General features: G+C 68.6%; 16 protein-coding genes and 3 CRISPR repeat arrays. Of the genes, 4 read left to right on the top strand and 12 right to left on the bottom strand.

Annotated features, from left to right (window positions below; all coding sequences use genetic code 11):
* Positions 1-3,406: 3,406 nt before the first annotated feature.
* A CRISPR array of direct repeats spans positions 3,407-4,716; the repeat unit is 29 nt; unit sequence GGGACCATCCCCGCGGACGCGGGGAGCAG.
* A gap of 88 nt (positions 4,717-4,804) precedes the next feature.
* Positions 4,805-5,506: a CRISPR direct-repeat array (repeat unit 29 nt; unit sequence GGGACCATCCCCGCAGGCGCGGGGAGCAG).
* 612 nt (positions 5,507-6,118) lie between these two features.
* Positions 6,119-6,487: a hypothetical protein gene (locus ACFYUS_RS37975; RefSeq protein WP_388862679.1), complete on the top strand. Its 369-nt coding sequence runs from the start codon at positions 6,119-6,121 to the stop codon at positions 6,485-6,487.
* 650 nt (positions 6,488-7,137) lie between these two features.
* Here ACFYUS_RS37975 and ACFYUS_RS37970 read toward each other — a convergent pair.
* Entirely contained in the window at positions 7,138-8,583 is a 1,446-nt protein-coding gene (locus ACFYUS_RS37970) for an ISL3 family transposase (protein ID WP_388862685.1), read from the bottom strand.
* A gap of 310 nt (positions 8,584-8,893) precedes the next feature.
* On the opposite strand from ACFYUS_RS37970, the gene ACFYUS_RS37965 reads away from it, so the two are divergent.
* Entirely contained in the window at positions 8,894-9,190 is a 297-nt protein-coding gene (locus tag ACFYUS_RS37965) for a hypothetical protein (RefSeq protein WP_388862677.1), read from the top strand.
* 475 nt (positions 9,191-9,665) lie between these two features.
* On the opposite strand, the gene ACFYUS_RS37960 is transcribed toward ACFYUS_RS37965, so the two are convergent.
* Positions 9,666-10,064, bottom strand: a complete 399-nt coding sequence (locus ACFYUS_RS37960; protein ID WP_388862675.1) for a VOC family protein — start codon at positions 10,062-10,064, stop codon at positions 9,666-9,668.
* Between the two features lie 94 nt (positions 10,065-10,158).
* On the opposite strand from ACFYUS_RS37960, the gene ACFYUS_RS37955 reads away from it, so the two are divergent.
* Complete coding sequence (locus ACFYUS_RS37955) at positions 10,159-11,145, top strand: helix-turn-helix transcriptional regulator (protein WP_388862673.1); 987 nt, start codon at positions 10,159-10,161, stop codon at positions 11,143-11,145.
* Between the two features lie 1,113 nt (positions 11,146-12,258).
* Entirely contained in the window at positions 12,259-12,630 is a 372-nt protein-coding gene (locus ACFYUS_RS37950; RefSeq protein ID WP_388862671.1) for a hypothetical protein, read from the top strand.
* Between the two features lie 533 nt (positions 12,631-13,163).
* Here the strand turns inward: ACFYUS_RS37950 and ACFYUS_RS37945 are convergent.
* The 10 genes from ACFYUS_RS37945 to ACFYUS_RS37900 form a co-directional block, all read right to left on the bottom strand.
* The gene (locus ACFYUS_RS37945) at positions 13,164-13,301 is read right to left on the bottom strand and encodes a hypothetical protein (protein WP_388862669.1); all 138 of its coding nucleotides are present in this window, start codon (positions 13,299-13,301) and stop codon (positions 13,164-13,166) included.
* Positions 13,298-13,915: a YoaK family protein gene (locus ACFYUS_RS37940; RefSeq protein ID WP_388862667.1), complete on the bottom strand. Its 618-nt coding sequence runs from the start codon at positions 13,913-13,915 to the stop codon at positions 13,298-13,300. Before ACFYUS_RS37940 ends, ACFYUS_RS37945 begins: the two co-directional genes overlap by 4 nt.
* Positions 13,916-14,282: 367 nt before the next feature.
* Positions 14,283-14,616: a CRISPR direct-repeat array (repeat unit 29 nt; unit sequence GGGACCATCCCCGCGGGTGCGGGGAGCAG).
* Positions 14,617-15,228: 612 nt separating this feature from the next.
* Positions 15,229-15,831, bottom strand: a complete 603-nt coding sequence (locus ACFYUS_RS37935) for a hypothetical protein (protein WP_388862665.1) — start codon at positions 15,829-15,831, stop codon at positions 15,229-15,231.
* Between the two features lie 272 nt (positions 15,832-16,103).
* Entirely contained in the window at positions 16,104-16,376 is a 273-nt protein-coding gene (locus tag ACFYUS_RS37930) for a hypothetical protein (RefSeq protein ID WP_388862663.1), read from the bottom strand.
* Positions 16,376-16,609 carry a hypothetical protein gene (locus ACFYUS_RS37925; RefSeq protein ID WP_388862661.1) on the bottom strand — a complete coding sequence of 78 codons (234 nt, stop codon included), beginning with the start codon at positions 16,607-16,609 and terminating at the stop codon, positions 16,376-16,378. Before ACFYUS_RS37925 ends, ACFYUS_RS37930 begins: the two co-directional genes overlap by 1 nt.
* Positions 16,610-16,838: 229 nt before the next feature.
* Entirely contained in the window at positions 16,839-17,240 is a 402-nt protein-coding gene (locus ACFYUS_RS37920) for a DUF6009 family protein (RefSeq protein ID WP_388862660.1), read from the bottom strand.
* Positions 17,237-18,754: a phage/plasmid primase, P4 family gene (locus tag ACFYUS_RS37915; RefSeq protein WP_388862658.1), complete on the bottom strand. Its 1,518-nt coding sequence runs from the start codon at positions 18,752-18,754 to the stop codon at positions 17,237-17,239. The genes ACFYUS_RS37920 and ACFYUS_RS37915 overlap by 4 nt, the downstream gene beginning before the upstream one ends.
* Positions 18,751-19,860, bottom strand: coding sequence for a bifunctional DNA primase/polymerase (locus tag ACFYUS_RS37910; RefSeq protein WP_388862656.1), 1,110 nt, complete (start codon positions 19,858-19,860; stop codon positions 18,751-18,753). Before ACFYUS_RS37910 ends, ACFYUS_RS37915 begins: the two co-directional genes overlap by 4 nt.
* Positions 19,861-22,528: 2,668 nt before the next feature.
* Positions 22,529-22,828: a hypothetical protein gene (locus tag ACFYUS_RS37905; RefSeq protein WP_388862654.1), complete on the bottom strand. Its 300-nt coding sequence runs from the start codon at positions 22,826-22,828 to the stop codon at positions 22,529-22,531.
* Positions 22,829-22,852: 24 nt separating this feature from the next.
* Positions 22,853-24,067 carry an IS110 family transposase gene (locus tag ACFYUS_RS37900; RefSeq protein WP_388862652.1) on the bottom strand — a complete coding sequence of 405 codons (1,215 nt, stop codon included), beginning with the start codon at positions 24,065-24,067 and terminating at the stop codon, positions 22,853-22,855.
* Positions 24,068-24,109: the final 42 nt, after the last annotated feature.

The following is a 24,109-nucleotide window of genomic DNA, read 5'->3' as shown; positions in this document are numbered from 1 at the left end:
GCCGCTGCGCGGCGCTCGGCTGGCTGCCTGAGGGGCAGCCACCTTCGGTGTCTGCGGGGTGGTGCGGTGGGTGGAGGGGTGCGAGTTGTGGGTGGGGGGCGGGTGTTGGGTTCGGCACCCGCCTGCGGCGGGTGGTGGTGTGGTAAATGGGTTGTTTTTCTTGGTTGTTGATGAGGTGTTTGGTGTCCGGTTCAGGCTGCCGGCCCCTGCGGGGCCGGCCGGTACGGGATGCTTGCGCTTCTTTCCCTGGAGGCCTGGGGGGAGCGTCTGGGCCCGTTCGGGCGGTGTTCCCTGGGGCTACTGGAAGGCGTCACTCTGGGTAGTCTATGGAAGTACGCCCAACCACAAGTGGTCTATACCTATAAGGTGATCATGAAAGCCCGCCACAGGATGGCCGAGCGGAGCTCCACAGCCGAAAGCACCCGCCACCAACTCCCACCTCCAGAGAGCCATATGACGAAAACGCAAAACCCGCACCAGCAACCCCTCCTGACACCACACCAACACCCCATACACAAGACGCATAAGACAGCCCATCACCCACGCAGAACATCACCCTCCCTCCAGGGCAAAGACAGGCAAGAAGCACAGGCCTGCGGCCCCGCACCACAACCCCAAGACCCACCACAAAGCCCCCGCAGGCCCGCCACGGGGTACACGGAGCGCCGGAGGTGCCGGGGCCGGACCAGGCCCCGACAAACAGGCACGGCAGGAACCCACGGCAAGAGGGCGAGACAGCCCCGCCACCGGGACGCCCCCTCGGGCGCAGCAAGGGCCCCGGGGCCGGCCCGGAGGAAGCCGCGGACGGGCGGGCCGCGGGGCGGGCCCGCAGGAGCAGCGGGGAGAGGTCTGGGCGGGCAGACGGGCATCAAAGACACCGGGCCCCGTATACGGAAAACGCAAACGACTACAGCAGTCCCGGTCCTCGTGTAGGCGGAAAACGCATATGCGCCGTACCACCTTCATGACAGTGAGCCACCTGGCGATGTACCGCCTTCATGACAGCCACACGACCCTGGAGCACCACCACCATGCAGGGTCCTCCCACCCGACCACAGCCGGCACACCCCCACCCGGCACAAAGACCGACACACCACACCTAGAACAGACTCCAGACCCACCGCACCACGCCCCAGACCCAGACCCAGCGGGGCCACGATCACCACAGACACCGGAACCACCCACACCCCGCAAAAGCAGGGCGCAGCAAGGGAGGCTGGTGCCGACCGGTCATCCGCACATCACACGACTCGCCGCCGGACCGAGGACGGTCCGCCCCAGCCCGACATCACGGCCGGCCCCTGTACGAGAGCCATGGTCAGCCCACCCCTCACAGCTCCCAGCCCACCCATCCACCTGGCAAAACAGCCTGAGAGCCTCTCAGGCCCCCACACACCACACCCCAGGCACACGGACAGGACAGCTCCTCTGACACCAGGCCCCACACACCCAGCAAGGACGGCAGCAACACCAGACGACAGGGCGCAAAGCACGCCCAGACGCCACCGACCACACCACCGACGACGCCACCCCACAGACCACAGAACAGGTCACCCCTGGACGGGGAAACCAACAGGGAGACGGGAAAAACGAGAGCCTGCGGCTCCCCCCACGCCGACCCCGACACGACGCGCAGACCCACACACCCCCGCACAACAAAACCGAAGCCCAGAACCCGAACCTGACCCACCCCGCATACAGAAAACGCATACGCCATGGATGTGCCCGTATGCAGAAACCGCATCACCCACCCACACCATCCCGAACAACCCCACACCCACAGCAAACAGACGGGCGGGGACTGCTGGACAAGACAAGCGGTACAACACGAGACGGAACCACCCCCCACACACCAGCGGGATACCCCCACAAGGCAAGAGCGCCCACAGGGCGGCATCCCCACAGACACCGGGAACAAGCAGAAGCTGCCACCGATGCCGTGGACCGTGCGGCCATCCCCTCAGGAGCAGAGAGCAGCAGCCTGCGGCATGGCCCCACCACCGGACCGGGACCATCCCCGCAGACACGGGGAGCAGCAGCCTGCGGCGTGGCCCCACCACAGGACCACCGGACCGCGCCCACAACGCACAGGAGCAGGCGCGGGGAGCAGAGGGTCTTGGGCGAACCGAGCAGCTCGACACTGGGACCATCCCCGCAGGCGCGGGGAACAGACTGAGCCAGAGCCGGCCATAGCAGGGAGCGCGGGACCGTCCCCGCAGTCGCGGGAAGCAGAGCCGGGCGACCTGATCGAAGTCCCATACAGGGAGGACCATCCCTGCGCAGGCGGAAAGCAGGAGGCCCGACTCGCCGTCAAGTTCCCCGAGGTGGGACCATCCCCGCGCAGGCGCGGGGAGCAGTCGTCACCTGCACCAGCGGCGATCCCCGGATCGGGACCATCCCCGCAGGCACGGGAAGCAGCTGGGTCACCACGCACTCCACCATCCGCTCGTAGGACCATCCCCGCGGGTGCGGCAAGCAGTCAGGAGCTCTCACGGCCGTCCGCGTACCCGAGGGACCATCCCCACGGGCGCGGGGAGCAGCATCCGCAGAGCTGACACCGGAGAAACCACGGGGGACCATCCCCCCGAGCGCGGGGAGCAGGTCGACGAGGCGAGCATGACCGCCGGCGTCTCGGGGCCATCCCCGCGCGAGCAGGGAGCAGTCCGCGGCGGCCAGGTCCTCGTCGGAGGTGTCGGGACCATCCCCGCAAACGCAGGGAGCAGAGCCGCAGCTGCGGCGTCCACCCGAGCTTCGGGGAACCATCCCCGCGGGCGCGGGGAGCAGAACGGCGTCTGGGGCGAGGACTTCACGCACGAGGGACCATCCCCGCAGACGCGGGGAGCAGCTGCTCGTCGGTCAGCTTGACGGCCGAGTAGACGGGACCATCCCCGCGAGTGCAGGGAGCAGGCCCCGGACACCCAGGGGACCTTACGGCCGTGGGGCCATCCCCGCGGGCGCGGGGAGCAGTCTCTGGCCGGGGGCCACTAGCGGTCGTGGGAGCATCCCCGGGCGAGCGGGGAGCAGACGACCGCCACGTCGGACTCTCCGGACGACCGGGGGCCATCCCTGCATGAGCAGGGGGCAGGTCGCTCAGCCGGGCAGACCCGCCGACAGGCCAGGAACATCCCCGCGGATGCAGGGAGCAGTTCAGTGTGCCCGCCGCGTGTCCCACGCCAGCGGGACCATCCCCGCCGCGAGCGGGGAGCAGAGATTCAACTTGCCCTGCGTAACGCCGGTGACGGGACCATCCCCACGCAGACGGGGAGCAGTTCCCGGGCTTGATGATGCGCGGGTCGATCGCGGGGCCATCCCCGCGCGAGCGAGGAGCAGTGAGGTGAACGGCGTCCGCACGAGGACGCCGGAGGACCATCCCCGCAGACGCGGGGAGCAGCCGGCGGGTGCGTGGCTGCCCATCCCCACGGGCGCGGGGAGCAGAGCACGTGTGGGGCCGCCCGCTTCCCGTCGGGGGGACCATCCCCGCGGACGCGGGGAGCAGTGAAGGTAGCCACCGTAGGCGCCCACCTTCGTGGGACCATCCCCGCGGACGCGGGGAGCAGAAACTCCAGGCGCTCGCGTCGAAGCGGGACTCGGGACCATCCCCGCGGACGCGGGGAGCAGGCCGGCGGCGGTACCCCGCGGCCCGGTGAGACGGGACCACCCCCGCGGACGCGGGGAGCAGCCGGGCTTCGGAAGGGTCGGGGACGGCGGACGGGGACCATCCCCGCGGACGCGGGGAGCAGATGTTCGGACTCGGCGTGATCCGCCACCGGAAGGGACCATCCCCGCGGACGCGGGGAGCAGTGAAGGTAGCCACCGTAGGCGCCCACCTTCGTGGGACCATCCCCGCGGACGCGGGGAGCAGAAACTCCAGGCGCTCGCGTCGAAGCGGGACTCGGGACCATCCCCGCGGACGCGGGGAGCAGGCCGGCGGCGGTACCCCGCGGCCCGGTGAGACGGGACCACCCCCGCGGACGCGGGGAGCAGCCGGGCTTCGGAAGGGTCGGGGACGGCGGACGGGGACCATCCCCGCGGACGCGGGGAGCAGATGTTCGGACTCGGCGTGATCCGCCACCGGAAGGGACCATCCCCGCGGACGCGGGGAGCAGGTACGTGATCGTCTCGGGCTGGTCGGCGAGGAGGGACCATCCCCGCGGACGCGGGGAGCAGCTGTACGACGACGAGGACGACGCGTCGTGAGGGGGACCATCCCCGCGGACGCGGGGAGCAGTGGACGGTGCCGAGCCAGCCGTCTCGGAGTTCGGGACCATCCCCGCGGACGCGGGGAGCAGCCGGTCCACACGACGCGGAGGGACTCGCCCGAGGGACCATCCCCGCGGACGCGGGGAGCAGCGGTCAGTCGACGGCGGGGAGTTCCCCGCCTTGGGACCATCCCCGCGGACGCGGGGAGCAGGTGTCGGTGCGACTCCCAAGGGGTCAGGTTGAGGGACCATCCCCGCGGACGCGGGGAGCAGGCCGATGCTCGACGTCACCCAGCAGCTCCTGGGGGACCATCCCCGCGGACGCGGGGAGCAGACTTCGGCGAGGAGCGCGTACGGGGTGTCGTCGGGACCATCCCCGCGGACGCGGGGAGCAGAGCTTTCCCGCCAGGGCCGTGACGGCGTCCGTGGGACCATCCCCGCGGACGCGGGGAGCAGTGGTTGCAGTAGGTGCGGACGTCCTCAGCCGAGGGACCATCCCCGCGGACGCGGGGAGCAGACTCCGTGACCTGCAGTTCTATCCCACGAACAACACCACCTGAACCACTTTCACCGAAACCGGCAAAACAGACACTCTCCTCTGACGCCGAACCAACCCCGCAGGCGCGGGGAGCAGGCGTCGTCGGCCGCCCACTTGCCGTACGGCCTGGGACCATCCCCGCAGGCGCGGGGAGCAGGGTGTAACCCCTCCCCTTAGACGTACCGGTGCGGGACCATCCCCGCGGGCGCGGGGAGCAGTAGAAGCTCGCCAGGCTGTGCGGGAAGGGCGAGGGATCATCCCCGTAGGCGCGGGGAGCAGTGGTTCCGGTTGCTGGAAGCATATGCCCGAACGGGACCATCCCCGCAGGCGCGGGGAGCAGCCATGCGTTCCATGGCGGACAGGTAGCCCTTGAGGGACCATCCTCGCAGGCGCGGGGAGCAGCCATGCGTTCCATGGCGGACAGGTAGCCCTTGAGGGACCATCCTCGCAGGCGCGGGGAGCAGGAGACACCTTCGCGGGCGGCGGTGGCGACGGCGGGACCATCCCCGCAGGCGCGGGGAGCAGGGAATGAGCGTCACCGTCCCCGCGCGTGACGCGGGACCATCCCCGCAGGCGCGGGGAGCAGCACCACAAATCCGCGCAGACTCCGTATCCTCGGGGACCATCCCCGCAGGCGCGGGGAGCAGTCGCTTCCCTCCGTCGCCGACATCAGGGAGCTGGGACCATCCCCGCAGGCGCGGGGAGCAGTACTCGACGCCGCCGAAGAACCCGTCGGAGCGGGGACCATCCCCGCGGGCGCGGGGAGCAGTGAATCTGTCTCAACTCCAGCTCGGCATCCTCGTTGGGGCGGACCACAAAACGATCCACCGCATCCAGTACGGCGCCAGCGACCCGGGCCTCGGGTTGCTCCTTCAGATCTCGCGGGTGGTCGACGTGCCCCTTGCCGAGCTGGTGAGGTAGCCCTGGGCGGTCATGGGGGAATGGGTACCGGTTGGGGCCGACTACCTGCTCGCCCGTGGTCCGCCGAGAACACGGACGAGCAGGAGATCAGGGGCGGCGTTGAGCTTTCGCCTGCTTGCACTCGGCAGGTGTCGCGTGCCAGTACAGCGTTGGCCGTGCGCCGGACGTTGCCTCCGGCGTCTCCTCGCGGGCCTCACCCTCGATGGGGTACCCGCAGGACTGGCAGCGCTTCATCGTCGGCCCCTCTTCCGGTGGCAGGGGCAGTCGGAGCGCTTAGTGGGGAAGAGGGCGTCGCTGCCGACACGGACCTCATCGAGCTTGCACCAGGTGGCTTTGTACACGAGAACGGGTTCTGGCTCAGTTTCCGTGAAACGGCCACGCAGAGTAACGAATTGGCTTGGCCTGGTCTCCAGGTACAGTCGGAGCGCCTCGTGAGATCGTGCTCGCACAGGAGTCTTCCTTGCTCGAACCGGACCGCTTCGCCCTTCTCATAGTCAAGCCAGACGGAGTGGCCCAGCACCTCACTCGGCTCATCTCCCTGTGGACACGCGACCGGGGCTACAAGCTGCACGGGTTCCGGGAGCTGGTTCTGAGCCCGGAGCACCAGCTCGTCCTCGACATGGACACCCACGCCGGAGGCCGGGTCGATCGGCAGCTGAGCGAGGTGTTTTACAGTTTGGGACCGGCGCACGCCTTGCTCCTGCAGCGGGAGGGCAGCCGGTCCTCGGACGAAGGGTCAGCTGCAGCCGAGCTCGCGGGCCGTTTCGTAGGGATGCCCTTCCCCACCGGGCTCGACCGGGCACTCTGCGTGGCGATTTCGGGGCCCTGAACCCCGTCTTCAACCTGATTCACGCAACCAACAGCGCCGACAACCTGGACCGGGACGCCCGGGCCCTCTTCGACCGCCCTCTCGTTGACCTCCTGGGACTGAACGGTGCCAGACCGGATGGAATAGCCCAGACCCCGCACCTACTGTGCCCGTTCAAACTGTGGAGCACTGTGGCGGACGTCCTGGCCACCTGGCTGGGACCGGAGGTGGTACGGCCCATCGACTGGCCTGCCGACTCCCACGGCCCGTCCCACCCAGCGGTCGGCGCTGCCCTGATGGCCTGCGCCCGCGCCGCACAGCGGGCCGGAGGCGAGAATGGTGAAGTGCTGACGGGAGTGCTGGACGGGAACACTTCCTACGTGCAGTTCGCCCGCCAGGTTCCGACGGTGGACACATGGCGCGGATACCTCGCATACACGACGCTGCGTCACTTGACGCTGTGCGCTGACACTCAGTGAGCCTTGATCGCTGCTGGCCTCGGTGTCTGCGGTACAGCGACGCCCAGTCACGCTAATAGGACGCGCTTGCGAAGAAGCTGGAAGCCTGCGCGGCCGAACATCTGGCGTTTGAGCATCTTGATCCGGTTGACGTGGCCTTCGACGACCCCGGAACTCCAGGGCAGGGTGAGGCCGGCGATGACTGCATCGCGGTCACGGTCGATGCCTGCGGCGAGAGTGTGGAGGCCGGGGAGGGTTGTCTCGCCGGACGGCATCGAGCCACTGCGGCAGCCGTTCGCCCTGGCGCTCAGTGAGCATCTGCCCGAAGGACCGGACGTGGCCGGTGAGGGCGTCCAGTTCAGGGCAGTGGAGCAGAACGGCCTTGAGCCGAAGGTGCTCCGTCTCGGTGAGGGTCTCCGGCCGACGGAGGATCCATCCGGCGACGACCCGGGGTGACGGTGGCCGAGCCGTGACGGAGCCTGACGAGAGCCGCTTCTCCCGGAAATAGGCGCGAACCCGCTGGTAGCTGCCCTGATAGCCGAGCGGCACGATCTCCTCCCACACCCTCCAGGCGTTCGTGCAGCCCTGGTTCCAGCGGTCATCCAGGTAGGGCTTGAAGGCGTCGAGTCTGGATGGTCGACCCTGCCACTGGCCCTGGAACAGGTCCTCCGGGGTGGCCGCGTCGGCGAGGAGCTTGACGGTACGGGAGGTCATCCGGAGTTGGCGGCCGATCGCCCTCCGGCTGAGCCCGGCGGCCAGCAGTTCGTGGACGGTCGCGTGGTTGGCACGGGTGCGGTCGGCGAAGCGGTGCCCCCTCGGCCAGGGCGAGCCGGAGGGGTCTTCGAATTTCTCCGGCTCGGGGGCATGCTGGGCGGGATCCGGTGCCAGGATCTGCAGGCATCCGCGGTGGTCTGCGACGCACCGCTCGGCGGCCTCGCTCAGGTTATGCCAAAGATGCCACCTGTCCGCCACCTGCACCGCCTGCGGTGCCCCGGCCGTGGCGCCTTCGGCGAAGAACGGTGCCCGATCGCGGCAGACCACCTCCACCCCGGGCCGTTTCGCGAGCCAAGTCGCCAGGCTGGACGCCTCCCGGTCGGGCAGCAGGTCCACCGGACGCCGGCTTTCGACGTCGACCAGGACGGTCCCGTAGTGACGCCCCTTGCGGGTCGCGTACTCATCGACGCCGACCACCCGCGGGGCCGGAACTTCGGGGTCGGGCAGCGCTTCGACCAGCCGCAGCACCGTGCTGCGGCTCACAGACACGCCGATCACGCGCGCCAGGCGGGCACCGGCCCGACCGGCGAGCGCGAGGCCGACCGCGGCCAGTGTCGACCGCAGGCGCTCGGTCCGTCGGCCGTACCGACGGGTCAAGCCCGGCAGCTGTTCGGCGAAGGTCCGCCGCCCGCACGAGATGACCGGGCAGAGGAACCTGCGGACGCGCAAACAGAGAGCGACCCGTCTGCCTCCGCTGGGCACATCAGCGGGAAAGCGCAGGTAGGAGCTGTGAATCCGCCGTGACCAGCTCCCGCATCCGGGGCAGACGGCCCCAGCCACCGTGCTTCGGGCCTCTATGCGTACCGCCTCGTCGTTCACGGCGACGGACAGCACCGTCACGTCGGCGATCGACGGGAACAGTAAGTCCTCCAGCCCGAGCACCATTTCTTCCACGTGTCGGACTGTCAGCTACACCGCACCCGGTACGGGCCAGTTCCGGGCAACTTCCCCAGGGTCCACTCGCCCGACAACCGTCACGCAGCGTGCATGCTCCACGGAAAGTGAGCCAGAACCCGAACTCGTGAACATCGGCCTGGCCGCCAACAGGACGCCTTCTGAGCTCATCGACAAACGACTCCCGTTCTCGGGTTCTGGCTCAACTTCTGTGGTGAAGGTCTAGCGTGCTGGGCGTCTGCCAGACTTGCGCCGTGCGCGTCGCGGCAGGCGGTGCCAGGGGGAAGGAACGAGCATCAGGATGTCCCGGTGGATCGTGCTGGCCATACCTGTTGACGGTGTCAACGAGACAGATCGAGATGCACGGACCCTCAGGGAGTTCGACGGCAGCGCGGAGGAAGCGGAATCGTCCCTCTTGGAGGCCGCGAACGCATACGAGCACACGATCTGGAAGGTGCGCCGGCGAGAGATCTTCAAGTGCTCCAGCCGGTCTTACTTCGTCCGGATTCACGGGCGCATGGCGACGTACGGTTTCCTGATCCAGCTCGCTGAACTGGTCCACGACACTGCGCAGTCAACGGGCCAGCCCTCGGCCTGAAGGCTCTCCGTCACAGAAGTTGTGCCAGAACCCGCTCTCGCGAACAGAGCCAACCAGGAGTGTTCGCCGAACTGACAGTGGGGCCTGATGAACCGGGCCGTTCTGGTCTGCTCGGCCATCTGCTCCTCCGTCGTCTCATGGGGGCATTTCCGCAGCTCGTCGTACGCCCCGGTGCTCTGAGAACGGTGATGTGCGGACACTGCACTGCACTGCACAGATGGGCCATCGAGTGGCCACGCATGGCTACGTCGCGGCCACAGCACCGAGGCACCGCGATGGCACCTCACACTGACGGCATGAGCCGTAACGACGTCCTCCGCGCCGCTCGCTTAAAAGTTGGCTGGAGGTCGGCCGGTGCGGCCGATGCCGCACTCACCGCGCGTGGGCAAGCGCTCCTCGACGACCGGCACTTCGCCGTATCCCCCCGGGCGTGGCGTCGGTGGGAAGGACCCCGCCCTGGGTGGCCGCGCTCTCGTCAGCGAGCGAGCCTTTCGATGGCCATCGGCGTGACAGGGGTGAAGAAGTTGACGAGGTTGCCGTCGGGGTCACGGAGGAGGAGCGAGCGGTTGCCCCAGGGCATCGTGGCGGGCTCGGTCACGAAGTCGGCGACGGAATCTGCCAGGTTTCGGTACACGCCGTCCACGTCGGCGACGCGGAATTCGATGATCACGGTGTTGTTGTCGGCCGGGCGGGCGGAGCCGGGTGCGAACAGTGCCACGGTGCGGGTGCTGCCGATCGCGAGGGTCGCGCTGGCGGTACGCAGTTCGGCGAAGTCCTCGGTGGACCAGTCCGCCCGCACTCCGGTGGCTCGCTCGTAGAAGTCGACGAGGCGCGCGATGTCGCCGGTGATGATCCGGGTCGAGACGAAGTCCATGGTGCTCTCCTTAGGTTGGCGAAGCCGTTGGACCTCGGACGTTAGAGCAAATAGTGGACAGAATCGGTCCGGTATCAACGCTAGGCTCGTGGGCATGGCTCGACCTACCAGCCGCGTGCTCACCCTCCTGGAACTCCTGCAGTCGGGCGGCATCAGAACGGTGGCCGAACTCGCCGACCGGCTCGGCGTCGACGGGCGTACCGTGCGGCGGTACGTGGACCACCTGGTCGACCTCGACATCCCTGTCGAGGCGGTCCGTGGTCGTTATGGCGGGTACCGGCTCGCCCCCGGGTATCGCCTGCCTCCGCTCATGCTCAACGACGACGAGGCGCTCGCCGTGCTGCTCGGCCTCGTCGCCGGCCGTAGGACGGGGTTGCTGACGGCGACCGAGACCGCGGGCGAGACGGCAGCGGCCAAGATCCGCCGGGCGCTGCCCGAGCGTCTTGCCCGTCGGCTCGACGCCGTCATGGAATCCCTCGCCTTCACGGATCCGCCCGGCGCGTTGGCCACCCCGGAGACAGGGGTCCTGCTCGCCATCGCCGATGCGGTACGCCATCGCCGCCCGGTCTCGATCAGGTACACCGCCCGAGACGGCCGACGAAGCGAACGCACGCTGCACCCGTACGGGATCGTGACCCATTCGGGCCGGTGGTACGTCACGGGTACCGATCCCGAGATCGGCCAGGACCGGACTTTCCGGCTCGATCGCATCGCGGACGCGAGGGCGCTGCCAGGCTCATTCGAGCCGCCCGCTGGACTCGATCCGGCACAGCGTGTCCTGTCGGGGCTCGCCAAGGCCGCGTACCGGCACGAAGTGACCTTGCGGATCCATGGGACGGTCGAACAGATCCGCGCCCGACTGCCCGCCAGCGTCGCGAGCGTGGAGGGGCCCGCGGCCGCGGAAGGCGATCCGCACACCGAGCGTTGGCTCCATGTCGAATTGAGGGCGGAGCGGCTCGACTGGTTGCCTCCCGTCCTCGCCTCGCTCGACCGGCCGTTCGTCATCGAGCGACCGGAGGAACTCCGAGACCTCGTCATCGCGCTCGCCGACCGGCTCACCACCTCTGCCCGCCAAGCCTGACGGCGCTGTCTCCTGAGAGAAGCCCCACTGTGGATCCCCAAGCCATCCGGCCTCAGGTCCGCACGGGTCGGGCACCAGGGCACTGAGGACAGAGCGGATCAACAGAGTCTGCGCCCGGCGTCCAGGCTTCCGGGCTTCCGGGCTTCCGGGACCAGATCGCTTGAGATTTTCGGCGGCCCGGCGTCTCAATTGATCTGGTCGCCGCAGGTCACGGCCCTGGAACCGGACCAGATCATTTGAGACGGGACACAGGCCCACACGCCCAGTGTGGGTCAGAAACACCAGACAACAGGGGGCGCAGGGCACGCCCGGGCGCCACAACCGCACCGCCGGCGATGCCCGGCCAGCAGGTCGCAGGACAGGCTGCCCGTGGCAGGGAAGCCTGCAAGAGCGGGAGAGAGAAACGAGAGCCTGCGGCTCCCCGACAGTCCCGACACCGCACGCAGACAACACCCACCCCCAGCACAGCACCAGCGGCCGGAAGCCGGAAGCCGGACCTCGCCCCGTATACGGAAAACGCATACGCCATACATCACCCCGCATGCAGAAACCGCATCACCAACCCAACCTGCCACCACCGACACCGGAACCCCCACCGTCACGAACAACCCCACACCGACGGCAAGCAGGTGGGCCGTGGCTGCTGGCCGCGACAAAGTGGTACAGCGCGAGACGGGTCTACCTCACAGGCCGGGGGGTACCTCAATGCAGGCAGGGACGCCCACGGAGCATCCCCACAGGTACCGGGAGCAGCGGCCGGCGCCGTGGTCCCACCACAGAAAGCCGCAGGACACCCTCACACGGTGGAGGGCTGCCGTGGTAAGCCCGGCGGTAAGCAAACCGGAGGCATGGCCAGCACACCAGTCGATATCACCACATCCACCACACAGCGACCGAAGCGACCGAAGCGCAGAACACCCCGCAGGTGCGGGAAACAGCCAGCCGGCTGCGTAGGTCAGAAGCAGGAACGGTTGTCGGTAGTTTCTGGGAACGATCGCAGGCCGGCAGCCCGGAAATGTCGGGGAGAAGTAGGAACAGGCTGGCGCGTTCGTCTCGCGGTCTCGCTGCCGGTTTTCCGGACCGCCCGGTTCGTCCATGAGGGATGATCCCCGCATGGACAGAGTCGTTGATCTTGATGAGGTGGCTGCGGTTCTGGCTGGCCGGGCGGTGGGCTGGAGGTCGGCCGGCCTGGGAGTGGGCCAAGTGACCTGGAGGGACGCCGAGGCGTCGTGGCCCCAGCCTCTGGAGACCGACAGGGCCGGGGTGCATGACCCAGACTCGGTCGGCGTGGTCATCTCCGGTCCGGGAGAGGCCGAACTGTCGGTTGTGTTGTTCCGGGGTGGCTGGGCCGACGTGGACTTCATCGCCGGCCTCGACGACGCGGGTTCCCTCCCAGCCTCGGGTATCGCCTCAGCGTCGGACTTCGAGGCCCGAATGAATCGGTGGGTCGCTCGTGTCTTCGGGGTCTGCGTCGCTGTTCAGTGAGTGCTGGTCTGTCTCGGTTCAGTCGGCAGGCTGATGTTCAGCCCGGACCCGGGACGTGGCGAGACGGTGGGCTTCGGCGGCGCCCGGGCCCCTCGTCGTGCGGAACGCACCACCATGTTCCCCAAGCAAACACCCAGGTGTTCCCAGAACTCGGCGACATCACTCTCCCGTAGATCCGGGCGTTCTCGCTGCTGAGCAACAGACGTTCTTGGAACTCACCTCCATAGCCAGCCGGCGTGAAGGCACACACCACGCATTCGGGACCAACCCCGCACGAGCGGGGAGCAGGTCTCACCGCGCATCAGACGGTCGTCGGTGAGGGGGCCATCCCCGCAGGCGCGGGGAGCAGGACTGCGCCAACTGGTGTGCGGTGAAGACTGCGGGACCATCCCCCGCGTGAGCGGGGGGCGCCCATGGTGAGTTCGGCGGTAAGCAGACACGGCCTTGGTGAACGTACTCACCACACCCAGGGCAACGCTTTCGGACACCGGCTGGGAGCCATCGAGCGGGAGAACGAGCCTGACCGGCTGCGATCAGGACATCGGGTCCGCGCCCGACGGGATGAGGGCGTCGGCGCCGACAGCATCCTCGACATGGCCCTGGACATCGACCGTGATGGCCGTCGTCCGTCCCTGTGAGGTGATCAGCCAGGCCAGCATCTGTACCGTCAAGGGTGTTCCCCCTCCCTCCCCCGGGCCCTCGTCCTGCGCCACCGGCCTGCGGCGAGTACGACCGCGATCAACAGCGCCAGGACCGCGACGAGCACCCCTTCCGCTCCGGTGCGGGAATGGAGAAGCCCGCCGGAGAGGGCCCCCGCGGCGAGCGCCGCCACCGACACCCCGCGCCGTACCGTCGCCGGCCCCGGGCGGTCCGCTGCCAGCCCCGTCAGGGTCCGCGTCATGACTGTGGTGGTCAGATCGGGCACCCCCAGGCGGTGCACCACAGCATTCTGCAAGCCCATGCCGCACGCCAGAGGGACCAGCACCGCGTAACGCCCCCAACCCGCCGCCTCGGCCGCGAGCGCGAGCGCGGCCAAGAGCGTCTGCACCGCGACCAGTGGTGCGAAGAGATCTCCCGCCTCCGCGTCCCGGCGCCACGAGCCACCCGCGACCGCCCCAGTCACAAACCCCGTCAACGCCACGGCCGCGGCGAGGGCCGACAGCTGAGCGACTCCGGACAGCGCAAACCCGAGGAAGACCACGTTGCCGGTCATGTTGGCCACGAAGACCCGGCCCAGCCCGAGGAAACTCGCCGCGCCGACCAGACCACTGACGAACGTCAACACGAGGAGCAGCGGAGCGAACCTCGCATAGCGATGGCCTTCGGGAAACATCCACCGCGCTGCCGGCCCGCCCATCCCGCCCCCCGCCGCCCTCAGCCACTTCACCCCCACAGTGGAACAGAACCCGCAACAAACCGCGAACGAGCCACAGCCGATCGTGAGCACACCCCTCACACGGCCATCGAACACTCCACTCCCACTCCCCGGATACGCGCGGTCAGACCACGACACGGCCCGCTTCCCACCCTCAGCCCAGTACCGCCGCCGACCAGACGCTGCGAGAACCCGCACATGTCTGGGGCGCGGCAGCGGCAGCAGCAAACCCCGCCAGGAACGAGGAACCGACAGTCAGCGACTGAAGCAACTGAGCAGAACCATCCCCGCGCAAGCAGGGAGCAGCCGCTGTACGCCTGGTCCAAGCCGTCGTTGAGGGGACCATCCCCGCGGGTTCGGGGAGCAGTCGTCTACACCGGATCGAGCAAGTACGAGCTGGGGACCATCCCCGCGGGTGCGGGGAGCAGCCGGCCGCGACGACCGGCGGCACCATGCCGTGGGGACCATCCCCGCGGGTGCGGGGAGCAGCCTTCGCCATATCTCGCAGAAATTCCTCGGCAGGGACCATCCCCGCGGGTGCGGGGAGCAGCGTACTTACGATCCGGGGGGAAGTCGTGTAGTGGGACCATCCCCGCGGGTGCGGGGAGCAGACTCCGTGACCTGCAGTTCTATCCCATGCACTGCACTATCCGAACTACTTTCAGAGAAACCGGCAAAACAGACACTCTCCTCTGACGCCGAACCAGCCCCGTGCACGCGGGCAGCAGGCCGAGTAACCGTTCCCTTCAATCACGTCCTTGGCACGATTCCCACGAGTACCACGAGCCGAAGGAGCATGCCTACGGTGCGGGAAACAGTGAGCCGCCCCTTGTCGGAGTCGGCCAGCAGGCACCTCCGCGTAGGGGCGGGAGCTGCGGCTCGTCCGTGTGGCTGCAGGGCCAGAGGCTTCGTCAGGCCGCTATGGTGGGCCGTGTCGACTGGTTGTTGATGCGCCTTCGGTTGTGCCCACAGCATCACGTGGGGCACAAAGCGTTCCTGGTCGGCCTGCCGCAGTTGAAACGCTGTTTCAGTACTTCTGACGCGCGCCTGGTCACAGGTTGACGGACGATGAGAGCAGAGCCCGCCCGGGAAGCCGTCGCACGTTGCACCGGGCGGGCGCTCCATTCCTCTGTCAGAGCTGCTGCGGGGTCCGGAGCATCAGGGGCATCTCGGGGGACGGGGGGTGGATCTCGTCGTGCAGGCCTGCGCTTCTCAGGCGGTGGTCAGGCGCTGATGCCGACCGAGGAGACGTAGGCGTACGCGTTGTAGTCGGAGTCGAGGTCGGAGATGACGTCGTCCCAGATCTCGTCGACGAGGCGGGCGTCGCGGGTGGCCCAGGCGTCGACCAGGTCGCTCCAGATGTAGCGGACGGTGATGGAGCGGGTGTTCAGGTCTCGGCGGTACTTCGCTTCGACGCGGGTCTGGTCGACCGGGTAGATCTCCATGCGGCGGCCGCGGCCTTTGTTGTCGAGGTGGCGGACCAGCCAGCCGGAGCGGATGAGGTTCTCTCTGCGGCGGTGCCAGTAGGCGGCGTCGATCCGCTCTCGGCTGGCTGAGGTCGGGGAGGTCTTTCCCTTGTCCTTCATCCATGTGCGGATCGTGCGGGGGGAGACGCCCTGGGTCTGTAGCTCGGCGCGGCCGGCGGGGCTGTCGAGGTAGCGGAGACGGGCGACCAGTCCGCGGCGGGAGGTGATGGGTGAGGCGATTCCGGAGGAGTGGACGATGCGGTTCAGTTCCAGGATGAGGGCTTCGCCGCCCTTCATTCCATCGGCGTCCGACTTCTGCCACTGCCCCCAGCGGGACCACAGGTCCGGAGAACCCGCCATCGGTACCTACTTCCGAGACTCCTGCGCCGGTTTTTCTCTCACAGCTCCTTTGACCTGCGGACCAGAGCCTAGTGTGCTGGTGTGCACCTCGGTGACAAGGGTCGTCCCTCGTGCCATGGAGTCGACCTTGAGGCGGACGCGTTGCGCGGGTGTCTGGTGCTGCATCGGGCAGCGATTCTCAGTCGCTTCAGTCGCTTGCTGCGCGATGTGTGCTCGGGGCCGTCTTGTCGCCGTCTTGCCGGCGCTGGGTCGTGTCGGGTGTTCTGCTGGGCTCAGACCTCGATGTAGGCGACGACGACGACCGTGCGCAGCGCTGTCACGAAGTAGAGGACTCGGACTTGTTCGACCTCGTCGGCGTATTGGCGTAGTTGGGGGCCGGTGGTGTCGCCGGGGATCGGTTCGCCGATGTCGGGGTTGACGGAGATGACGACCAGGGTGCGGTCCAGGGCGTGGAGTTCGGCTTCGTCGGTGATCTCTTCGACTTGTTTGGCGGCGGAGTCGGAGAAGGTGATGCGGGCGCGACGGGGGCTGTGCTGGTTCGGCATCAGGCGACGGCCGGGCGTTGGGCGGCGAGGCGTGTGAGGGTGCGTTCGCGCAGGTCTTCCCAGGGGGTGGAGTTGTCCACGGAGGGGAGGCCGTTGGTGGCGATGTCCTCCAGGACGGCGGCGAACTGGTCGGCGCTGGCGCGGGTGCGGGCGGCGTAGGCGCGTACTGCGTCTGCGGCTGCGGGGTCCAGTTGGAGGCGTGTGGTGTCGGTGGGGGCCGGCTGGTCGCTCATGGAGGGGCTCCCTGGGACGTGGGGTGAAGGGCTTCTACGGTATCGCTCGGGTTCGGGGGGTGGTACCGATCTGGCCGAACCCGGTCCCGGGGGGGGCGGTGGCGGGGTTGGGGGATGTGGGGCTGGTTGTTGGCGGGGTCCTGTGCGGGCTGTCGCCGGGACCCCGGAAAACGTTCGCTTGTGTCTGAAGTTCAGTCGCTTCAGTCGCTTCGGTCGCTCGGTTTGAGCGCTACAAGGGGAGGCCTATGCCCAGTTCCTGCATTGCTGCGGACGGGGGGCCGCCTTCGCTGCGTTCGGTCTTGCGGCCCTTGGCGGTGGGTTGGAGGGTGCTGGGGTCGATGGCCTCGGCCGGGGCGGAGCCGGCGTAGAGGCCTTCGGGTTCGCTGTCGCGGTCGTGCGGGAGGAGCCAGAAGACGCGGCGGCGGAAGGTGCCTGAGGCTCGGGAGGCCTTGGCGTCGCTGCCGAGGATGGCGTATCCGACCATGCGGCCGTCGCGGTGGTAGGCCGGTTTGCCCGAGCGGGTGGGGAGGCGGTCGAGGCTCTGGCGGACGTAGTCGAGGCGGGAGACGTCCTCGAGCCAGACCAGCTCGGTCTCGTGCTTGAGATCGTTCTCGCTGATCAGGGAACTCATGACGTCTCCTCGTGGGCGAGCAGTCCGATACCAGGGTAGTACTTCCTCGAATTCGACAAGATCATCTCTTTCGGGGAGGACAGCCCGAGGAGCTCGCGGGCCCGGGCGGCGAAAGTACGGCTGCTCATGGCGAGGCAGCCCTCGCTGCTGCACCACGAGCGATACGCGTCGTAGAGGGTCTTCTGTTCGGTCCGGCAGTCGGGTCCGAGGACGCAGGCCTCGTCGAAGAAGCGGCCCGTGTGGTCCTCGGTCTCGGCGTAGGCCGTGGTGGCGATGCGGACCTTGTCGGGGCCGGTGAGGTCCTTCTCTCCGCTGAGGTAGCGGCGGGCGCCGTCGATGAGCCAGTTCAGGATGCCGGGGCCTTCCTCCGCGACGAGGATGTCCGCGAGGTTGTCGATCCTGCGGTCGTCGGAGACGGTGCGTTCGAAGGGGATCAGTCGCATGCGGCGCCAGAAGGCGAAGCCGCCGGTGCCGACCTCGGGGCGGTGGTTGCCCAGCAGCCAGAGCTTGTGGGTGGGGTTGAAGGAGAAGAAGTCCTGCCGCATGCGGCGGGCTTTGATGCGGTCGCCGCCGGTCAGGAGCTTGACGCGGGCCTCGTCGAACTTGTCGCCGGGCTTGACCTCGGAGCAGACGACGACGCGCCGGCCGTGGAGCTCGGCGAGGTCGGTGGGGTGGCCTTCGTAGGGGCGGGCCATGAGGAAGCCGGGCGGGGCGGCGTCGGCGTAGTCGCCCAGGAGCTTCATCAGGACGTCGAGGAGGACGGACTTGCCGTTCTTGCCCGCGCCGAAGAGGAACGGCATGACCTGGCCGCCGACGTCGCCGGTGATGGAGTAGCCGAGGAGCAGCTGCAGGAAGCGGTTCATCTCGACGCCTTCGGCGTCGTCGCCGAACGTGTCGTCCAGGAAGCGCAGGAACCTCGGGATCGGCATCGGGGCGGGGCCGACCGTGGTCGAGCGGGAGTGGAAGTCCTTGTTCGGGTCGGGCTTGCGCACGAGTCCCGTGTGGAGGTCGACGAGGCCCGAGGGGGTGCACAGGGCGTAGGGGTCGGCGTCGAGGTGTTCGGCCTTGAGGACCATGCCGGGGGCGGACTTCGCCTGGATGAGCATGGCGTTGATGCCGGAGGTGCTCAGCGCGCGGCGGCGGTGCTTGCGCAGGGCGTCGACGGCGTGTTCTCCGGTCGGGTCGTGGGTGGCGAGGTGTTCGCCGATCTCCCCCGCGGCCCAGAACACGGAGTCGTCCTCGTCGACCTGCCAGCGCGTGGTGTCCCAGCGGTACCAGCCCAGGCCCGGGACGTGCCGGAAGTCGGTCTGGTAGAGCTTGATGAACAGCTTGGCGTTGCCTCGGTCGGTGAGGGAGTCCGGGACCAGGCCGTGGGCGGTCGCCTCCCCCGGTGTCCAGACCGCGCTGCTGCTCTGCGGGGGCAGGACGGGGGCCGACTTGGCGATGATCTGGGCCGCCAGGTCGTGGGGGTCGAAGTCGAAGAGCGTGTTCGGGTCGCCGCTCGGGGAGGTCACGCGCGGCTCCCGGGGTGAAGCGGGCGACGGGCGCCTGCGGTCATGCCACTGCGGATGATCGCCTCGGCGCGGCGCTCCTGCCCGGGGCGGGCGTGGCGGGCGGCCTCCTTGAGCGCCTCCTCCGCGGCCTGGGCCGTGAGGTGCTCGGCGGCGACGAGTCCACCGAGCGTGTAGGCGGCTCGGTTGAGCTTCTCGGAGAATCCCGCGCCTTCGGTGACTCCGGCGCATTCGGAGACTTCGGACAGCACCCTGGTGAGCGTGGCGAGGATCGGGTTCCCTCCCCCTCGTGCGGCGGAGACCGCCTGACGGGCCCGGGACGGGACGGGGCGGGAGGCCGGTACGTGGGCCGCAGGCAGATGGTGGGTGCGCTGCAGTTCCTGGGCGAGCCAGCTCGGGAGCGGGGCCGGGGTCCGTACGGTACCCAGCGGCTCGTACATGCCGGCTTCCGTGGTGGTGCCGGGCGCGATGATGTAGCCGCCGTCGGCCCGGACGTCGACCTGCCAGGCGAGCGCCCGGGTCTTTCCCGAGCCGGTGGAGCACTGCCAGCGGCGGGGGTCGGTGGTGCGGTACCAGACGTGCAGGCCCCCGGAGGGGGTGCGTACCCGCAGCGTGGTGGTGTCGTCGGCAGGGCTGTCCTGCCCGCGCAGGGCCGCGAGTACGGCCAGGGTGTGGAAACCGGTGGTCATCGCGGATACGTCGATTTCCTCGGCGATGTCGATGCCGGGCAGGAGGCGGTCCCTGGAAGGGGGCGTACCGGGGTGGGCGTCGATGTCTATGACGACGAGGTTCGCAGGCCCGCAGGCGACGGCTACGCCCATCTGACGACGGGGGCCCCACCACTGCTGGATGCGGCTGTTGTCCAGCGTGGCGGCATGGAAGCCGTGACACCACCTGCCCTCGGCCCGGCACACGCAGGTCCTGGGGTCGTGTCCGTGCTCGCGGCAGGCCGCGCAGTTCGCGGCGGGCGTCTTCTTGCCCGGAGCCAGCGGATGGACGGGCCAGCCATGGCTTGCGCACCAGCGAGCGAGCACGAGTGGGTCCGGCCCTCCGGGAACGGGACCAGCGACTGATGAGTCGCTATAGGAAACCCGCAGGTCAGCAGGCATCTGGTTCCCCCAATAGCGACTGAAGCGACTCAAGTACGGAGACAGCCTAGCGAAAACACTCGTTCGGCCAAGCCATGTGGAGGGCGGCGCGTCGTGCGTGAAAAAGCGACCCAGCGACTGAAGGATCGGGGCAGCGACTCAGTCGCTCTCAGTCGCTGTCTTCAGTCGCTGGGTAAAACCGCAGGTCAAATGGGTACTGCTACCTAAAACAGCGACTGAAGCGACTCAAGACACCTATATATCAGGCGCACACGCGCGATCTGTACGGCTGATAAGTGGAGCTTGAGTCGCTTCAGTCGCTGTTATGGGAGTCTCTAGGGCTCTGACCTGCGGTTTTATGTCAGCGACTGAAGACAGCGACGGTAGCTGTGCTTCAGTCGCTGGGTCGCTGGAGGCAGCGACTGAAGCCGGGGAGCGACTGTGGAGCGACTGAAGGGAGAGCGACTGGAGCGACCGAAGCGACTGAGAGAAGAACATGGGTGCGTGGTCTCCACTCTTCGCCGAGACGGGCAGTGGTGTTCAGTGCCCCGTCCTGAGCCACTCCCCTATCGGTGCAGGACTGTTTTCTTCGTTTTCTTCGTTTTCTTCGATGGCACTCCCCCAGCAGCCGGCGCGACACAGATGTACGGGAGGCAGCCCCGTCGATGCCGCCCGGGCAGGCAGGCCTGGTGCTAGATCGGCGACCGGCCCCCGCCCCGGCTGGATGCCTGGTGGGCATGTACGTCAGCACAGCTTCCGGTAGGGCGCTCCCAGGATGTACGTCTGCCACTCCTCCTGGGTGATGTCCCGGTTCACCTGCTTGCACACCGCTGTGGCAGTCAGGTCGGGCCCGAGCCGGGAGGAGATGACGTCGTTCCCTCCCTCCCAGCACTCGCAGGGCCCCGTCCTTGCCGAAGGAGAGGACGTCGATCTTCCAGTCGCCCGCGTTCAGAGGCGGGCCCAGTGCGGTGCGGGCCTCCACTTCCCACAGCTGTACGCGTTCGCCGCTCGTCACGGCGGCCAGCATCTTCCCGTCCTGGGAGAAGACGGGTTCGTCGGCCTCGTCGATCAACCGGCTCTGTGGGCGGGCGCCGTTCCGGGCATGTGGGCGAGGCGCTGGCGGGTGGATCCGTCTCACAGCTCGACGGAGTCGGTGGCGCGGGTGAGGGTGAGGGGCGAGGAGGCTGCCGGCCGGGGAGAAGGCGAGAGCGGAGGCAGTTCCGCCTCCCCAGCCCGCAGTGCGGACCGTGCCGGCCCGCAGGTCCAGGACCTCGCCGGAGGTCGTGGCGAAGAGACGGCCGTCAGGGCTGAAACGGCCGTTGGCTGTGATGTTCTTGAAACGGTGGATCTCTTTGCGCGCGCGTACGCCCCACACCTGTACCGTGCCGCCCGCTCCGTCCCGTCCCCCGCCGGGGACGACGTAGGCGGACACGTACCGGCCGTCGGGCGAGAGAACGAGATGGCGAACCGTGTCGTCGCCGGGCACGAAACGATGGATCTCCTTGTTCCGACGGGTGTCCCACAGCACCACGAACTGTCCGCCCGTCGGCTGGTAGTCAGTGAAGGCGAGAACGCCGCCGTCATGGCTGAGCGCGTTGTACATGTGCCGGGCGGGCAGCTCCCTCCCCCGCTGCGGGACGGTGTGCAGGGTGCGCCCGGTCCGCAGGTCCACGATCCGCTGCCGCATCTGCGTGAAGCCCTCGCGGACGATGGCGGTGCTGCCGTCGGTCGAAGCGGCAGCCGTGACGACGTCGGAGTCGGAGTAGGTGGAGCTGCCCCGTCGTCAGGGGCCGTCGCGGAGGCCGAGGCCATGACGGAAGAGACGTCGACCCGTCGCAGGACTCCGTCGTCCCCGGCCATGACGGGCAGGCTCTTGCTCGGCTCGTGCAGCGTGAAGTCGAGTCCGTAGGAACTGGATGCCGTCTTCTCCGAGGAGGCGATGGTGGCGAGGTGGTTTCCGGTCTCGCTCTCCCCGGTCTCGCTCTCCCCGGTCTCGCTCTCCCCGATCTCGATGTCACCCCCGCTGGTCGCCCCGAGGAGGTAGTGGCCGTCGGAGCTGAAGCTGCCTTTCCGGAGGCCGACGTCCGGGAGCGTGGCGGACTGGTTCGTCGACCGGGTGCTCCAGATGCCGACCTCGCCGTACGTGCTGCTCACGACGCTCAGATCCGATGCCTCCGGGGCCAGTTGCAGGCGGGCGACCATGCTTCCGTCCGGGCTGAAGACAGTCTCACGGTTGCAGCCAGGTGTGCGGGGGACGAAGAGCCTCGTCGCCTCGGAGGTTCCGGTCGTGTGCAGGACGTCGACGCCCTTGGCGTCGCATGCGAGCAACTCGGTGCCGGAGGGCGACATGTCGCCCCGTACCGGAGCGGTGTTCCGTCCTGCGGCGTCCCGGAGCATCGTGGTGCCGTCCGGGCGCTGTTCCACGACCTGTCCGAGGTTGGTCAGGGACAGGCTGTCTCCGCCGTTCTCGTCCACCGGCAGAGTGAAGGGGGCCGCCGGCGGCCGGCCGTCGGCGATGTCGACGACCTGGGCGCGTTCCTCGCCGGTCCGCCGGAGGATCAGCCGCCCGTCCGGGCTGATCGCCGGGGGGGGGGTGCCTCTATGTCTTTGGTCAAGCAGGCAGGGCTGTGTGCGGGCTTTCCAGCCGGGGCGACGTGAAGTGCCGGGAGTACGGGTCCGGGTGGTTTGATCAGGGCAGGTCTTCGTCCGGGTGCAGGTATGAGTCGTTCTCGGCGTAGTAGATGACTGCCTCGCATGCCTCTTGGAGGGAGGCAGCGGCCCCGTCATGGTGTGCGCGCCAGGTCTCCAGGACGTCGCGGATCAGGACAGCTTCCAAGAGGTAGGTGCGGCCCTCGGCGTCCGGCCGGCTTGAGCCTTCCCGGTTGGGGACAGCTACCGCGTCGCTTTGCGCAGTCCAGGGCTCGCTGGCGAAGACGGTCAGGCCGTCATCCGTCTCAGTCAGTCGGCTGATCAGTTCCTCAAGTGTCACGGGTGCTCCAGAAGGGTTCATCTGTTAACTGCAGAGTCCCATGTGGCGTGGGGTGCGGGGTTCGTAGAAGGTGCCGTCTCGGAGCATGGCGAACAGGACGCTGATGCGGTGGCGGGCGAGGCGGAGGAGGGCCTGGGTGTGGGTTTTGCCCCGGGCGCGACAGCGGTCGTAGTAGGTGCGGGAGGCGGGGTCGTGCAGGGCGGCGAACGCGGACAGGAACATCGTGCGTTTGAGCTGCCGGTTCCCGCCGCGGGGTGCGTGTTCGCCGTGGATCGAGGTTCCCGACTGCTTCGTGGCCGGTGCGAGGCCGGCGTAGGAGGCGAGGTGGGCGGCAGTGGGGAAGCTGGTGCCGTCGCCGATGGTGACCAGCAGGACGGCGGCCGTCCTGACGCCGATGCCAGGCAGCGACGTCAGGACCTGGGGAAGAGGGTGTGCCTCCAGCAGTTCGTTGATCTGGGCTTCCAGGGCCCGGCGTTGTTCGTGGACGGCCGCGAGCGAGCGGGCCAGGGACGGGATGATCACGTCCAGGGTGCCGGTGCCAGGAACGACGACGGTCTGTTCGTCGAGGGCGTCGAAGACGTCGTCGATGAGCCGGGCGGCCATGCGTGGGGCCTTCGGGCGGATCAGCTCGACGAGTCTGCGGCTGCCGGCTTGCCGCAGGGCGGCCGGGGAACCGTGACGTTCGAGCAGCCAGGTGACGGCCTGGTGATCCAGGCGGGGGCCGAGGACGCGCTCCAGGCTGGGGTGGAACTGCGTGAGCAGGCCCCGTATCCGGTTGGAGGTGCGGGTGGCCTCGGCGGCCAGGTCCTGGTCGAACCCGACGAGGACGGCGAGCTCGGCTGTGATCTCGTCGGTCAGCTCCAGGGAGCGCAGGGTGTGCGGCATCGTGCGGGCGGCGTCCGCGATCACAGCCGCGTCCTTCGCGTCGGTCTTTGCCTCGCCCGGGTAGAGGTCGGCGATCCGCCGCATGGCCAGTCCGGGCAGGTAAGCGACCTGGCAGCCAGCGTCCCGGGCCACCGCGAGCGGGAGGGCGCCGATGGAGGCGGGCTGATCCACGACCACCAGGACGGTGCCGAACTTCGCGGACAGTTTCTCGAAGACGGCCCGCAGTTTGGTTTCGCTGTTGGGCAGCGGCTTGTCGAAGACCTTCTTGCCGGCCGGGGTCAGCCCCTGGCCGTGGTGTGCGCTCTTGCCGACGTCCAGACCGAGGAAGACGCCCACGCCGCCGGTGTCGATCATCGTGCCCCCACCTGCTCGTTGTCGTGCTGGCCTGGGCATCGG

It is taken from the genome of Streptomyces sp. NPDC004284 (assembly GCF_042874035.1).
Taxonomy (GTDB): Bacteria; Actinomycetota; Actinomycetes; order Streptomycetales; family Streptomycetaceae; genus Streptomyces.
This window is presented reverse-complemented; position numbering and strand designations above follow the sequence as displayed.